Genomic DNA, 16,009 nt, shown 5'->3' on the forward strand with positions numbered 1-16,009 from the left:
CAAAAAAACCCGCCGTTAGGCGGGTTTTTCTTAATGGGACCTGGCAGTGTCCTACTCTCACATGGGGAAACCCCACACTACCATCGGCGCTAATACGTTTCACTTCTGAGTTCGGAATGGATTCAGGTGGTACCGTATCGCTATGGCTGCCAGGAAAAACTGGTAACAATTTGGGAAAGATAATATTAATTCAATCAGTGAGTAACTACTTTTTACTCTTACTTGCTTACTTTAGCTTGTCTACAACACTTCCAAAAGCCTAAAGCTTCTTGGGCGTTGTATGGTTAAGCCTCTCGGGCAATTAGTACAGGTTAGCTTAACGCCTTACAACGCTTCCACACCCTGCCTATCAACGTCATCGTCTATAACAACCCTTCCAGACCTTAAAGGTCAGGGATGACTCATCTTTGGGCCGGCTTCCCGCTTAGATGCTTTCAGCGGTTATCCGTTCCGAACGTAGCTACCGGGCAATGCCATTGGCATGACAACCCGAACACCAGCGGTTCGTCCACTCCGGTCCTCTCGTACTAGGAGCAGCTCCCATCAATCATCCAACGCCCACACCAGATAGGGACCGAACTGTCTCACGACGTTCTAAACCCAGCTCGCGTACCACTTTAAATGGCGAACAGCCATACCCTTGGGACCGACTTCAGCCCCAGGATGTGATGAGCCGACATCGAGGTGCCAAACACCGCCGTCGATATGAACTCTTGGGCGGTATCAGCCTGTTATCCCCGGAGTACCTTTTATCCGTTGAGCGATGGCCCTTCCATACAGAACCACCGGATCACTATGACCTACTTTCGTACCTGCTCGACGTGTCTGTCTCGCAGTTAAGCTAGCTTATGCCATTGCACTAACCTCACGATGTCCGACCGTGATTAGCTAACCTTCGTGCTCCTCCGTTACTATTTGGGAGGAGACCGCCCCAGTCAAACTACCCACCAGACACTGTCCACAATCCCGATAAGGGACCAATGTTAGAACATCAAACATACAAGGGTGGTATTTCAAGGACGGCTCCACACAATCTAGCGACTGTGTTTCAAAGCCTCCCACCTATCCTACACATGTAGGTTCAATGTTCAGTGCCAAGCTGTAGTAAAGGTTCACGGGGTCTTTCCGTCTAGGTGCGGGTACACAGCATCTTCACTGCGATTTCAATTTCACTGAGTCTCGGGTGGAGACAGCGTGGCCATGGTTACACCATTCGTGCAGGTCGGAACTTACCCGACAAGGAATTTCGCTACCTTAGGACCGTTATAGTTACGGCCGCCGTTTACCGGGGCTTCGATCAAGAGCTTCGTCCGAAAACTAACCCCATCAATTAACCTTCCGGCACCGGGCAGGTGTCACACCCTATACGTCCTCTTACGAGTTTGCAGAGTGCTGTGTTTTTAATAAACAGTCCCAGCCACCTGGTCACTGCGGCCTCCATTTGCTTACCACGCAAAGTGTTCACAAACAGAGGCGTACCTTCTCCCGAAGTTACGGTACAATTTTGCCGAGTTCCTTCACCCGAGTTCTCTCAAGCGCCTTAGTATTCTCTACCTGACCACCTGTGTCGGTTTGGGGTACGGTTCATATAATCATAAGTTTAGAAGCTTTTCCTGGAAGCAGGGCATCAACAACTTCACTCCCTTGGGAGCTCGTCTCGTGTCTCGGCCTTGAAAACCCGGATTTACCTAAGTCTTCAGCCTACGCACTTTCACTTGGACAACCAACGCCAAGCTTGCCTAGCCTTCTCCGTCCCTCCATCACTGATTATATAAGTACGGAAATATTAATCCGTTTCCCATCGACTACGCATTTCTGCCTCGCCTTAGGGGCCGACTTACCCTGCCCTGATTAGCATGGGACAGGAAACCTTGGTCTTCCGGCGTGGGAGTTTTTCACTCCCATTATCGTTACTCATGTCAGCATTCGCACTTGTGATATGTCCAGCAAGCTTTACAACTCACCTTCATCCACTTACACAACGCTCCCCTACCCAGCAAGTAAACTTGCTGCCGCAGCTTCGGTATATTGCTTAGCCCCGTTACATCTTCCGCGCAGGCCGACTCGACTAGTGAGCTATTACGCTTTCTTTAAAGGGTGGCTGCTTCTAAGCCAACCTCCTAGCTGTCTATGCCTTCCCACATCGTTTCCCACTTAGCAATATTTTGGGACCTTAGCTGGCGGTCTGGGTTGTTTCCCTCTCCACGACGGACGTTAGCACCCGCCGTGTGTCTCCCGGATAGTTCTCATTGGTATTCGGAGTTTGCAAAGGGTTGGTAAGTCGGGATGACCCCCTAGCCTTAACAGTGCTCTACCCCCAATGGAATTCGTCCGAGGCTCTACCTAAATAGATTTCGGGGAGAACCAGCTATCTCCCGGTTTGATTGGCCTTTCACCCCCAGCCACAAGTCATCCCCTGACTTTTCAACGTCAGTGGGTTCGGTCCTCCAGTTGATGTTACTCAACCTTCAACCTGCTCATGGCTAGATCACCGGGTTTCGGGTCTATACCTAGCAACTAAACGCGCAGTTAACACTCGCTTTCGCTACGGCTCCGCTATTCGCTTAACCTTGCTACTAAATATAAGTCGCTGACCCATTATACAAAAGGTACGCAGTCACCCCGAAGGGCTCCCACTGCTTGTACGTATACGGTTTCAGGTTCTATTTCACTCCCCTCACAGGGGTTCTTTTCGCCTTTCCCTCACGGTACTGGTTCACTATCGGTCAGTTAGGAGTATTTAGCCTTGGAGGATGGTCCCCCCATATTCAGTCAAGATAACACGTGTCCCGACCTACTCGATTTCACTGTAAAGATTGCGTCGTGTACAGGGCTATCACCTTGTATCGCTCCTCTTCCCAAAGGATTCCACTACATTCAATACAGCTTAAGGGCTGTTCCCCGTTCGCTCGCCGCTACTAGGGGAATCTCAATTGATTTCTTTTCCTAAGGGTACTTAGATGTTTCAGTTCCCCTCGTTCGCCTCGTTACGCTATGTATTCACGTAACGATACCTGTAAACAGGTGGGTTTCCCCATTCGGACATCTGTGGCTCAAATGCATTTTGTCGGCTCACCACAGCTTTTCGCAGACTTACACGTCCTTCATCGCCTCTAACTGCCAAGGCATCCACCGTATACGCTTCGTCACTTAACCATACAACCCCAAACAGCCTTTTGACTTCTGTCTAAGTTATGTCGCATGAATGACAAGCTAATCGGAAGAATTGCCTTGCTATCAATAAATTGATAACAAGCAATTCAGTCAAGTAGAGTAAAAAGTCATCTTTCGATTTCTCAGTTACTCAATTTTGATTGATTACTATTAATATCAGCTTTCCAAATTGTTAAAGAACATTCGATGTTTCCTGCAAAAGCAGTACTTTCATCTTTAGAGTAAAAAACCCTAATCAATGCTTACTGAAACAGTAAATATTCATTAGGATTTCGGGTCCAACGTGACACGTTTCTACCTTTGTTACCTTCCTTTCTTAAAGCAAGGAAATGGTAGGCTTGGGCAGACTTGAACTGCCGACCTCACCCTTATCAGGGGTGCGCTCTAACCAGCTGAGCTACAAGCCTTCAGTTTCTAAGCTTATGCAAGCTCAGTGTCAAGTAGATGGTGGAGCTAAGCAGGATCGAACTGCTGACCTCCTGAATGCAAATCAGGCGCTCTCCCAGCTGAGCTATAGCCCCATAAACTTGTGTCGTTCTTCATTTTAAACAAGACTATCTGTGTAGGCACTGCATCAAGTGCGTCTTTCGACGTAATGGTAAGGAGGTGATCCAACCCCAGGTTCCCCTAGGGTTACCTTGTTACGACTTCACCCCAGTCATGAAACACAAAGTGGTAATCGTCCTCCCGAAGGTTAGACTAACTACTTCTTTTGCATCCCACTCCCATGGTGTGACGGGCGGTGTGTACAAGGCCCGGGAACGTATTCACCGCAGTATTCTGACCTGCGATTACTAGCGATTCCGACTTCATGGAGTCGAGTTGCAGACTCCAATCCGGACTACGACATTCTTTAAGGGGTCCGCTCCACATCACTGTCTCGCTTCCCTCTGTAAATGCCATTGTAGCACGTGTGTAGCCCTACACGTAAGGGCCATGATGACTTGACGTCGTCCCCACCTTCCTCCGGTTTGTCACCGGCAGTCTCCTTAGAGTGCCCAACCTAATGCTGGCAACTAAGGACAAGGGTTGCGCTCGTTGCGGGACTTAACCCAACATCTCACGACACGAGCTGACGACAGCCATGCAGCACCTGTGTCAGAGTTCCCGAAGGCACCAATCCATCTCTGGAAAGTTCTCTGCATGTCAAGTGTAGGTAAGGTTCTTCGCGTTGCATCGAATTAAACCACATGCTCCACCGCTTGTGCGGGCCCCCGTCAATTCATTTGAGTTTTAACCTTGCGGCCGTACTCCCCAGGCGGTCTACTTAGCGCGTTAGCTTCGCTACTCACGACTTAAAGTCACAAACAGCTAGTAGACAGCGTTTACGGTGTGGACTACCAGGGTATCTAATCCTGTTCGCTACCCACACTTTCGCACATGAGCGTCAGTCTTTGGCCAGGGAGTCGCCTTCGCCACTGATGTTCCTCCAGATATCTACGCATTTCACCGCTACACCTGGAATTCCACTCCCCTCTCCAAGACTCTAGTCTGCCAGTTCTAAATGACCATCCCAGGTTGAGCCCGGGGCTTTCACATCTAGCTTAACAAACCGCCTGCGTGCGCTTTACGCCCAGTAATTCCGATTAACGCTCGCACCCTCCGTATTACCGCGGCTGCTGGCACGGAGTTAGCCGGTGCTTCTTCTGTTGTTAACGTCACGGCTAGCAGGTATTAACTACTAACTTTTCCTCACAACTGAAAGTGCTTTACAACCCGAAGGCCTTCTTCACACACGCGGCATGGCTGCATCAGGGTTCCCCCCATTGTGCAATATTCCCCACTGCTGCCTCCCGTAGGAGTCTGGGCCGTGTCTCAGTCCCAGTGTGGCTGATCTTCCTCTCAGAACAGCTAGAGATCGTCGCCTTGGTAAGCCTTTACCTTACCAACTAGCTAATCTCACTTGGGCCTCTCTTTGCGCCGGAGCCGAAGCCCCGTTTGGTCCGTAGACATTATGCGGTATTAGCAGTCGTTTCCAACTGTTATCCCCCTCGCAAAGGCAAGTTCCCAAGCATTACTCACCCGTCCGCCACTCGTCAGCGAAGTGCAAGCACTTCCTGTTACCGTTCGACTTGCATGTGTTAGGCCTGCCGCCAGCGTTCAATCTGAGCCATGATCAAACTCTTCAATTAAATATATCGAAATATGAATCGTCGTTGTGACACTCTTAACGAGTGCCCACACAGATTGTCTTGTCTAAATTGTTAAAGAACGTTGCGACTTCGTCGCAATTCACTAGAAGCCGTTGCTTCTTAGTGACTCACCCTGTTCGAGTGAGGTGCGCATTATACGCTGGAAGTTTTTGTTGTCAACACTTTTTGAAAATTTATTTTCTGAAGCGTTTCTTCTAAACTCCCGTCTTTACTGGCCTATATAGGTAGTAGAGACTTACTTCAGGAGGGTTGCTGTTTTGCTTTTCCCCCGAAGCGGATGCGCATTTTAGGGAAATGAGCGCTCACGTCAACACTTATTTCAAAAAAAACCTTATTTTTCGATCGTTTGCACAAACAACACACAAAACGTTCATTAAAACCACGAATTCACCTCACTTTTAACCATCTATAAGGTTAGTTAAGTGGTATCCGCTGTGTTGTACTATAAATTAAATAACTCGTAGCTATTAAAAAACGCCCTTATCAGGAGCACTCTATGAAGGTTTCGGAATTTAAGACCGCGGGAAAACTCATTACTGGACTAGGTGCTATTAAAGCCCTTACTGATGAAATGAAGCGTTTAGGCGTAAATAACTGTGCTGTGATAACTGATAAAGGCGTATCTTCTTCAGGGCTTCTCGACCAAATACTCACGCTAATTTCTTCTAAACCTGTACTTATTATTGATGACATACCTCCTGAGCCTGAAGTAGATGTTATAGAAAGGAAGTTGGGCTTGCTTCGGGAAAAACAGATAGACGGAATAATCGCGCTGGGCGGAGGCAGTGCTATTGATAGCGCGAAAGTACTTGCCTCTACATATGACTATACCGGACCTCTTGTTGATCTCTTCGGTGAAAATACGCTTACACAAAGAAACCTCCCCCTTATTGTTATCCCCACTACCGCAGGTACAGGTTCCGAAGTTACCAACATTGCTATATTGTCTGACCCAAAGGCGCAAATGAAAAAAGGCATTGTTAGCCACTGCTTATTACCCGATGTAGCAATTGTTGCACCTGAGATGACAAAAACGTGCCCGCCCTCCATTACAGCAGCTAGTGGAATAGACGCATTCGTTCACGCCCTTGAAGCCTATACAAGTGTTAATGCTAGCCCCATTACCGACGCGCTTGCAGAGAAGGCGCTTAAGCTTATCTTTAATTCATTAGTACACGCTTATAATAATGGTGAGAACCTGTCGGCTCGTGAAGATATGGCCACCGGCAGTTTAATGGCTGGTCTTGCGTTTGGAAATGCCGGCGTGGGCGCAGTACATGCACTGGCTTACCCCTTAGGCGGGCGCTTTCATTTATCACATGGCATGAGTAACGCGGTAATGCTTCCTCATGTTTTGAAAGTTAATGCGCCTTTCTGCCAAGACAAACTTTACTGCGTGGCCAAGCTACTGAAGGTATGTGAGCGTCACCATTCAAAAGAAGAAGCAGTTAAGCTGCTATTAGGTGCTATAGAAAAGCTGTGTAGGGATGTAGACATACCCGCTTCACTCACCCATTTTAATATTTCGCCAACTTGTGTAGGGGAACTAGCAGAAGAAGCGAGTAAAGTAACCCGCCTTCTTCGCAATAATCCCAAGCAATTAAGTATTGAAGAGATTGAAGATATATATCGGCTTGCGTTTTAAAGCGGTCTTACCCACATATTTTTGAAGCTCACTAAGTTACCGTGATCTTGCAATTGAAGTGGGGCACATCCGTGCGCTTTATATTTAGGTGCACCTATCCATTCTGTGGTTCCTTGGATCTCGGTATGGTTTTGAACTACTACGCCATTATGTATAACGGTAACATAGCCCTTTGTTGCTAAGTCTTCACCGTTAAAGGTAGGAGCTTTATAGATAATGTCATAGGTTTGCCACTCACCAGGGGCCTTCATAGCATTAACTAACGGGATAGTTTGCTTATATACACTTGCAGCCTGACCATTAGGATAGGTCTTATTCTGATATGAGTCTAATACCTGAATCTCGTATCTTTGTTGAAGGAAGATACCGCTATTATTACGCTGCTGTCCTTCCATACCGGCTTCTGGCTGGGGCGCTTTCCACTCTACGTGCAGTTGTACGTCACAAAACGCTTCGTTCGTTTTAATATCGCCCGCGCCCGGTTTTACGGTAAGTACACCATCTTGAAGCGTCCATTTAGCCTCACCTTCTTTTACCGAACTCCAATTTGATAAGTCATCGCCAATTAAAATGGTGGCATCAGAAGGCACGCCCGCCTTATCAAAAGAAACAACTTCCGGAACCGGCTCCCAAACTTCTGTTTTGGCTGCCTGCTGTTCACGAGTTAGACGTGACTCGCTTTTCTCCGTATCTGCTTCTGTTGTAGCGCACGCGGTAAGCGGCATAAGTAGCGCCACTGTAGAGGCAAGAAGAGTCTTTTTCATTGTGTTAGTACCTTTTCTAATCAGTTTCATCACTATGTAGCGATTGGCTTTTTTATTTTTTCTTTATTCGCACTTAGCTTTATATATCAAGCTTTTGTCTATCAAGCTTATGTATACCAAGCTTACGTGGCCCACGCTTTGTCGCCCTTCTTATAAGGAAATGCTCCGTCGTAACGCCCAGGAATAGCTACATATCGAAGTACTTTGGTAGCACCAACTTGTGACGTGAAAAAGCAATAAAGTGTCAGCTGCTTTAACAAGGTGAAGTAGTGAGGGGTTGGCTCATCGGTACCAGGCTCCCATTGACTTGGCTTGCCTGTTTCAACGCCTTGATAAACGCCACTAGAAAGATTCGCCGCTTTTGCTTCCACATCCAAATCGTTAAAGAAGGTTTCTCGCTCTTGCTTGGTAAGCTGGATAAATGGCTTATTGAAGCGACTTTGACTTAAAGAAGATATTTTCTTTATGCCATCGACAAACGTCTTTTGAAGTAAGGGTGTGTAGCAATCGGTTACCAGCACAGCTATTGTTGCACCAACGTTTGCAGCTTTTGCTCCAGGCGTATCTGTTTGGGGGATGATTACCTCCCCCAACTCGTTGAGTAGAGCCACGTCTTTTTCATTGAATAATGTGTCACTTAGCGGTACCGCAGGAATATCTTTGTAGGCAAACACATTCCCTGCAAATAACGCCGTACCCGTGGCTGTCGCGATAAGTTTAAGTAGTTCTCTGCGTTCCATTAAAGATTACCTCGCTTTAACTCTTCCACGGCAAATTCAGCAGCTCTTGCCGTTAGCGCCATATAGGTTAGCGACGGGTTAACACAACTGCCTGATGTCATTGCTGCACCATCTGTAACAAATACGTTAGGTGCGTCCCATACTTGGTTATGCGCATTTAACACAGACGTTTTTGGATCTCTGCCCATACGCGCCGTACCCATTTCGTGAATACCCATGCCAGGAGCATAGTCGGCATCCCAACCTTGAACATTCTTAAGCCCAGCTGCTTCGAACATATCAACGGCGTCTTGCTGCATATCTTTACGCATCTTGAGTTCGTTTTCCTTGATCTCAACGTCCATGGCAAGTACTGGCAAGCCCCACTTATCGGTGACTTTTTTGTTCAGGTACACTTTGTTTTCGTGATACGGAAGTATTTCACCGAAAGCTGTCATCCCAATGGTCCAAGGACCCGGCTCGGTGATCGCATCTTTTAGTCCTGCTCCTATACCAAGCTCGGCAATGTCTTTGCGCCAGCCTGAACGACTTGCGCTGCCTTGATAGCCGAATCCACGTAGATAGTCACGCTTATCACTACCCCAATTTCTAAACCTTGGTACATAGAAACCGCTTGGTCTGCGTCCGTAAGTATATTTATCCTCAAAGCCTTCTACTTCTGCCGATGCTCCTACTCTAAAATGGTGGTCCATAACGTTGTGGCCTAGCTCGCCACTACTGCTTCCCAATCCACCGTCCCACACATCCGTGGCAGAATTCATTAGTACCCATGCCGAGTTCAAAGCTGACGCATTAACGAAAACGATTTTACTTTTAAATACATAAGTCTCGTTGGTTTCTGCATCGATAATTTCAACGCCAGTGGCGCGCTTTTTGTCTTTGTCGAACAAGATCTCTTTTACAATCGAGAAAGGACGAAGGGTTAAGTTACCTGTTTTAACAGCCGCCGGAAGCGTAGATGCTTGCGTACTAAAGTAGCCACCAAACGGACACCCCAACCAACACTTATTGCGGTACTGACAATGAACACGCCCTTCTTCAGGTTTGCTTTGTGTCATGTTAGATGTTCGACCGTGTACTAAATGGCGCGAGCCTTCGTAAGCTTTTTTAACCCGTGCAGCGACACTTTCCTCTACAATATTCATTGGCATCGGCGGCTGGTAAATACCATCAGGCAACACGTCTAAACCATCTCGGTTGCCGCTGATACCTGCGAATTTTTCAACATAGTCATACCAGGGTGCTAAGTCTTCGTAGCGAATGGGCCAGTCAACCGCTATACCTTCTTTAGCATTGGCTTCAAAATCTTCTTTGTTTAAACGGTAGCTTTGGCGCCCCCATAACAGTGAGCGCCCGCCTACATGGTAGCCTCTGTACCAGTCAAAGCGCTTGTCTTCGGTATAAGGATTTTCTTTTTCATTTGCCCACATACCGTAGGTTTTTTCATTTAGTGGGTAGTCGCGTTTGAGCACGGGATAATCTACTTTCATCGCCTGTGTAGGTAAGTCGCGATGTGGATAATCCCAATCTTCTTTATGCGCATTCTTGTAGTCTTTTATATGTTCAATATTTTGACCACGCTCAAGCATAAGCACTTTTAAGCCTTTCTCGGTAAGCTCTTTCGCAGCAAAACCACCACTGATACCAGACCCAATGACTATTGCATCGTATTCGTTACTCGCCATAACACGTCCTTAAAACTTCATTCGTCGCTGTGCCTGTTCGCACGTTATACATCGCAGATTTGAATCGCTTGGTGTAGCGACGCTATTCTGCTGGCTTTGCTTTTCGGTGTGGGTATAAACTCTTGTGCTAGATAGCCTTTGAATCCGGTCTGAACAATGGCTTTAGCAATGGCTTCATAATTAAGTTCTTGTGAAGCATCTATTTCGTGACGTCCAGGAACGCCGGCCGTGTGATAATGACCAAAGTACTGATGGTTATCGCGAATAGTTCGAATGATATCCCCCTCATTAATTTGCATGTGGTAGATATCGTAAAGTAGTGAGAAGTGCTTCGAGCCAAGGCGTTTGCACAGCTCTATGCCCCACGCAGAGTTGTCGGCCATGTAATCAGGGTGGTCGACTTTACTGTTAAACAGCTCCATAAAAATCACCACATTGCGTTTTTCAGCGTGAGGTAAAATTCGCTGTAATCCTTTGACGGCAGTTTCAAGCCCGTCTTCCGGCGACATTCCTCTGGCATTGCCGCTAAAACAAATAAGGTTGGTGTAACCTGCATCAGCGACCAGATCGATGTGCTTTAAATAACGTGCTTCTAGTTCATCGTGTAACTCAGCATGAATAAAGCCATCTTCAAGGCTAATTTCAGCGCCATTACACATAGAAGAGTCGATGCCATATTGCTTTAGTACAGACCAATCTTCAGGGCCAACTAAGTCAATTGCTCCAAACCCTAATTGCTTAACAGTTTTGCACAACTCTTCAATGCTTAAATCGCCGTAAGTCCATCGACTTACCGAGTGATTCACATTGCCTTTAAGCGGTGTATTCATGGCATTACTACCTTTACCAGCTGTGGTTGACTCAGCTACCGCTAAACTAGAGGCGGTTAATCCTACTCCAGCTATTCCTACCCCAGTCACTGCCATGCTTTGAAGTAACTTTCTGCGGGCATTGTTATGCATCGGCATTAACCTTCTCCTTTCTAAATAGAATGGCAAAGAGTACTAACACCACCGCGGCAAACGCTGCTGGGAATAACCAAACCTGCTGCCAACTATGGGCACCTGTTTCCAACGTATAGGTATCGGTAATTGCGCCTGCTACAGCAAAGCCCACCAGCATACCCACGCCATATGTCGCCAAGGTAATTAGCCCTTGCGCTGCACTTTTTACATTCTCGCCCGCCTTTGCATTGGTATAGATTTGCCCTGATACAAAAAAGAAGTCGTAACAAATACCGTGCAGTGCAATACCGATAATAAGCATGAATAAACTTTCGTCAGCGTTCCCAAATGCGAACAACGCATAGCGAATTACCCAAGCAGCCATACCAATTACTAAGGTGGCTTTAATGCCAAAGCGATTCAAAAATACCGGTAGAGCCAACATGAACAACACTTCAGATACTTGGCCCAAGGTCATTTTTCCTGTGGCGTTTTCAACGCCTATTTCGGTAAGAAAAGGGTTAGCATTCTGGTAGTAAAAGGCCAGCGGAATACAAATGAGTACAGATGAAAGAAAGAACACAAAGAAGTTCTTATATTTGAGCAGTGCCAACGCATCTAAGCCAAGAATGTCGCGTATAGTTACCGCTTTGCCGCTAGATTGAGGAGGCGTGTTTGGTAGCGTAAAACTGAACACACCTAAAATTAACGAGGCAATGCTACATAGTAAGAAGGTGTTTTTGAGCATACCATCGGCAATAGATTGGGCAGAATCCCATGAGAATACATAGCTAATTATAAGACCTGCCACAATCCAGCCGATAGTGCCCCACACACGAACTTTTCCGAACTCTTTCGACGGGTCGACCATTTGCCCGAATGACACCGAGTTGACCAATGCCAGCGTAGGCATATAGGCAATCATGTACGCCAACACATAAGGGTAGAAGCTGGCAAAATCATTCGCTTGGTACATGCAATACATAAGTACGGCGCCAATGAGGTGTAAGAAACCGAGGATCTTTTCTGCATTAAAGAACCGGTCGGCAATAAGCCCCACAATGAAGGGGGCAATAATGGCGCCCCAACTCTGGGTTGAGAAAGCCATACCGATTTGACCGCCATTAGCAGCCAAGGTATTCGACAAGTACGTACCTAATGTTACAAACCAGCCTCCCCAAATGAAGAACTGAAGAAACATCATCAAACTCAGGCGTAGGGTTATCATAGTTATTGCTATCCTGTTGAAGGCGCTTAGCGCTCAAGCCCTAAAATACGATTATTCTTCGCTTCACTCACATCACCACCCGCAAAATCGTCAAACGCGTATTTACTTGGTTCGATAATGTGTGAAGTGATGAACGGTGCGCCTTCTGCAGCACCTTGCGCACTGTCTTTTAAGCAGCATTCCCACTCAAGTACTGCCCAGCCAGTGAAGCCGTACTGGGTAAGCTTGCTAAAAATTCCTTTGAAATCGACCTGCCCATCGCCAAGAGAGCGAAAACGTCCAGCCCGTTCTTGCCAGTCTTGATAGCCGCCATATACACCGTTTCTGCCGTTAGGGTTAAACTCGGCATCTTTGACATGGAACATTTTGATACGGCTGTGGTAACGATCGATAAAGTCGAGGTAGTCAAGCTGCTGTAAAACAAAGTGGCTTGGGTCGAAAAGAATATTTGCCCGAGGGTGGTTATCTACCGCACTTAAAAACTGCTCGAACGACGCGCCATCGTGCAAGTCTTCCCCGGGGTGAATTTCGTAGCATACGTCAACACCCGCATCGTCAAATGCATCCAGTATGGGCTTCCAACGCTTAGCGAGTTCAGCAAAGCCTTGCTCAACCAAGCCAGCTGGACGCTGAGGCCACGGGTAAACCAAGTGCCACATTAATGCACCTGAAAACGTAGCGTGGGCTTTTAACCCCAAACGTTTACTGGCAATAGCCGCACATTTCAGCTGGTTGATTGCCCACTCGGTTCGCTCTTGTGGCTTGCCATGTAAGTGCGCCGGTGCAAAATTATCGAATAACTCGTCGTAAGCAGGGTGCACAGCAACTAACTGACCTTGTAAGTGCGTAGAAAGCTCGGTTATTTCCACGCCAGCGTCTTTACAAATTTGCGCTATATTGTCGCAGTACTCTTGGCTTTCAGCCGCTTTCTCTAAATCGAAAAGACTAGGATCGGTAGGAACTTGTATTCCCTTATAGCCAAGCGACGCTGCCCACTTCGCCATATTTTCGAACGTATCGAAAGGCGCTTCTTTTCCCATAAACTGAGCAAGGAAGATTGCGGGCCCTTTTATAGGTTGTTGGTTAGTAGCCATAAGCGATCACCTTTTTCATATTAAGTTGTAGTTGCATTATTGCGTTTCTTCCTGACTAACCGACTCCCATTTAGTGTCACTGTCAGTACTAGCTAGCATGGCGTCGATAAATACCATCCCGCGTAAGCCTGAATTTATTCCAGGAACGCCGTCAGCTTTGCCTTTTCGATTAGCGCGCACTGCTTTGGCAAAGTCGGTATACAAATTTGCCATGGCTTCTAAGTAACCCTCTGGATGACCAGCTGGAACACGACAACGTTCAGATGCCTCATCACATAGACCAACTTGACCTTGGCCCGCTCTAAAGACTTGATAAGGGGCATCAACAGGGCGATAGATAACAGAGTTGGGCTCCATTTGGCGCCACTCCAGACCACCTTTGTCACCATATACACGGATCTTCAATGCGTTTTCCTCCCCGGCACATACCTGTGAAGCAATCAACACACCCGACGCGCCCTTTCTAGTTTTGATAAGCGCAGCACCGTCATCGTCCAATCGACGTCCTTCAACATGCGTGTTCAACTCGCCACATAGCGAAGTAACACTGTCGTTCAATACAAACTCAACCAGACCAAAGGCATGAGTACCTATGTCTCCCATTGCACCTGTTGCCCCAGAAATTGCTGGGTCGGTGCGCCACTGCGCTTGCTTATTGTGCGTTTCTTCTTCGCCAGACAACCAGCCTTGGGGATACTCAACATACACTTTTCGAATGTTGCCCAGCTTACCGCTTTCAATAAGATGACGAGCTTGCCAAACCATAGGATAACCAAGGTAGGTATGAGCCAAGCCATATAGCGATTCATTTGCGTGAATAACATCTTGCAGCTCTTTTACTTCAGCAAAGCTAACGCCAGCTGGTTTTTCACAGAAGACATGAAAGCCCGCTTTAATTGCGGCAATTGAAATGGGTACATGAAGATGATTAGGTGTGACGATTACTACCACCTGCATGCGCTCTTGCTCAGGCAACTTAGCTTCTTCGTCAAGCATTGCCTGCCAACTACTATATGCGCGAGTTAACGGCACGTTTAAAGATGCGGCAGTGCGTGAGTTATTGTCTTCATTTCGGCTAAATGCGCCACACACCAACTGGTAGTTCCCATCTAACCCTGCGGCATGGCGATGTACGGCACCGATAAATGCACCTTCACCGCCGCCGATCATTCCCATTCGTATTGGTTGCATCGAAATTCCTCTTTGTGCAATTGCACTATTGGTGTAGCTAATGCGATAAAATGTAACCCGTTACATTTTAATGGTCAATACAAAAAACAGCATTTTATTAATCTAAAGTTTACATTTGGCAGTGTAATATTGGCTATCAACCCAAATAAGTGGCGATAAAACGGGCTGAATATAGAAGACGGATGAAGTGAAATTTACAATTAATCTACAAATAACCTTTGACGTTCTCGTTAAAGTACGTATTCTTAAGTCGAAATGAAAACGGTTACATTCCACCTTTACGGTTAATTTTAATTCGCTACCATCGTATAACGCCTACCGTTAGCTGGTTGGGTTTACAATGCATACATGAACTAACAAACAACAAAAATAGAAATGGCAAATATTAGAGATGTAGCAGATAGTGCCGGCGTTTCGGTTGCTACCGTATCAAGAACACTACAACAACCTGAGCGTGTTTCTCCAAAAACACGCAACAAGGTGATGGCTGCAGTTCAGGCTGTGGGATACAAACCTAATTTAATGGCGGTTAAGTTTCGCTCGGGTAAAACCCACAACTTGGTGGTGCTGGTTCCCACTGTGGCGAACGTGTTTTTTGCCCGTGTTATTAGCGGAATGCAGGAAGCCGCTGCAGAGCTAGGTTATTCCATTTTGCTTGCCAACACCCTTGGTAACACTGAAATTGAAAGCCATTACGCCAAAATGGTAAGCACTTCTCAGGCAGACGGGCTTATTCAGCTACGTGCACATAATCCTTTTGATACCACTATGGTCAATGACAATGGTCTACTTCCCATGGTCAATGCTTGTGAAGTGATTGACGATGGCCAATATCCTGTTGTGTCGTTAGATAACCGCGCCGCGGCCAAAGCAATGACCGAGCACCTAATTTCGTTAGGGCATTCCCGCATTGCCATGATCAAGGGGCCAAACTCAAGCCCGCTGACCCAAGACCGGTTAGTTGGCTACCAAGACGCACTAACGCAAGCTGGTATTTCCTTTGATGAAAACTTGCTGTTCCCAGGCGACTTTACATTGCAGGCCGGATACAACGCCGGTGAAACTATCGCCCGTTTGAAAGACAGGCCTACCGCTGTTTTTTGTGAAAACGACGAAACAGCAATTGGTGCTATGCAAGCCTTCAAGCAAGCTAATTTGCATGTACCAAACGATATTTCTGTAGCAGGTTTTGACGACATTGCGTTCTCAGCATTTGTCGACCCGCCGCTCACGACTATTGCACAACCGGCAGAAGAGTTTGGTAGAACAGCAGTTACGCTTTTAGTGGACCTACTGAACGGCAAAATTCGCAAAGCCCCCAAGGTTATTATGCCGTTTGAACTTATTGTACGTGGGAGCACAGGCAAGGCTTTGAGTTAATTAGTGAGAGT

At 46.9% G+C, this 16,009-nt stretch carries 9 protein-coding genes, 2 tRNA genes and 3 rRNA genes; 2 read left to right on the top strand and 12 right to left on the bottom strand.

Going from position 1 to position 16,009, the window contains the following annotated elements; genetic code table 11:
* Positions 1-38: 38 nt before the first annotated feature.
* The 5 genes from rrf to ACYX4N_RS00025 form a co-directional block, all read right to left on the bottom strand.
* Positions 39-154: ribosomal RNA gene (rrf, locus tag ACYX4N_RS00005) — 5S ribosomal RNA — on the bottom strand.
* Positions 155-280: 126 nt separating this feature from the next.
* Positions 281-3,156 (bottom strand): 23S ribosomal RNA (locus tag ACYX4N_RS00010).
* Between the two features lie 348 nt (positions 3,157-3,504).
* A tRNA-Ile gene (locus ACYX4N_RS00015) sits at positions 3,505-3,581 on the bottom strand.
* Between the two features lie 38 nt (positions 3,582-3,619).
* Positions 3,620-3,695: transfer RNA gene (locus tag ACYX4N_RS00020), tRNA-Ala, on the bottom strand.
* 78 nt (positions 3,696-3,773) lie between these two features.
* Positions 3,774-5,306, bottom strand: a 16S ribosomal RNA gene (locus ACYX4N_RS00025).
* Together the 16S, 23S and 5S rRNA genes with 2 tRNA genes alongside form the textbook arrangement of a ribosomal RNA operon.
* Positions 5,307-5,823: 517 nt before the next feature.
* Here ACYX4N_RS00025 and ACYX4N_RS00030 point away from each other — a divergent pair.
* Positions 5,824-6,972, top strand: a complete 1,149-nt coding sequence (locus ACYX4N_RS00030; RefSeq protein ID WP_476055189.1) for an iron-containing alcohol dehydrogenase — start codon at positions 5,824-5,826, stop codon at positions 6,970-6,972.
* Here the strand turns inward: ACYX4N_RS00030 and ACYX4N_RS00035 are convergent.
* From ACYX4N_RS00035 to ACYX4N_RS00065, 7 genes are all read right to left on the bottom strand, one after another.
* Positions 6,969-7,736, bottom strand: coding sequence for a 3-keto-disaccharide hydrolase (locus tag ACYX4N_RS00035; protein ID WP_476055190.1), 768 nt, complete (start codon positions 7,734-7,736; stop codon positions 6,969-6,971). The genes ACYX4N_RS00030 and ACYX4N_RS00035 overlap by 4 nt on opposite strands.
* Positions 7,737-7,858: 122 nt before the next feature.
* A complete protein-coding gene (locus tag ACYX4N_RS00040) occupies positions 7,859-8,476 on the bottom strand; it encodes a gluconate 2-dehydrogenase subunit 3 family protein (RefSeq protein ID WP_476055191.1) in 618 nt (205 codons plus the stop codon).
* A complete protein-coding gene (locus ACYX4N_RS00045; protein ID WP_476055192.1) occupies positions 8,476-10,161 on the bottom strand; it encodes a GMC oxidoreductase in 1,686 nt (561 codons plus the stop codon). The genes ACYX4N_RS00040 and ACYX4N_RS00045 overlap by 1 nt, the downstream gene beginning before the upstream one ends.
* Positions 10,162-10,205: 44 nt before the next feature.
* Complete coding sequence (locus ACYX4N_RS00050) at positions 10,206-11,123, bottom strand: hydroxypyruvate isomerase family protein (RefSeq protein WP_476056399.1); 918 nt, start codon at positions 11,121-11,123, stop codon at positions 10,206-10,208.
* The gene (locus ACYX4N_RS00055; protein ID WP_476055193.1) at positions 11,116-12,333 is read right to left on the bottom strand and encodes a nucleoside permease; all 1,218 of its coding nucleotides are present in this window, start codon (positions 12,331-12,333) and stop codon (positions 11,116-11,118) included. Before ACYX4N_RS00055 ends, ACYX4N_RS00050 begins: the two co-directional genes overlap by 8 nt.
* 26 nt (positions 12,334-12,359) lie before the next feature.
* Positions 12,360-13,427 carry a sugar phosphate isomerase/epimerase family protein gene (locus tag ACYX4N_RS00060; protein ID WP_476055194.1) on the bottom strand — a complete coding sequence of 356 codons (1,068 nt, stop codon included), beginning with the start codon at positions 13,425-13,427 and terminating at the stop codon, positions 12,360-12,362.
* Between the two features lie 36 nt (positions 13,428-13,463).
* Complete coding sequence (locus tag ACYX4N_RS00065; RefSeq protein WP_476055195.1) at positions 13,464-14,618, bottom strand: Gfo/Idh/MocA family protein; 1,155 nt, start codon at positions 14,616-14,618, stop codon at positions 13,464-13,466.
* 375 nt (positions 14,619-14,993) lie between these two features.
* Here ACYX4N_RS00065 and ACYX4N_RS00070 point away from each other — a divergent pair, with 375 nt between their 5' ends.
* Entirely contained in the window at positions 14,994-15,998 is a 1,005-nt protein-coding gene (locus tag ACYX4N_RS00070; RefSeq protein WP_476055196.1) for a LacI family DNA-binding transcriptional regulator, read from the top strand.
* The last annotated feature ends 11 nt before the right edge of the window (positions 15,999-16,009 follow it).

This window comes from Alteromonas sp. ABH4_452 (assembly GCF_056311825.1).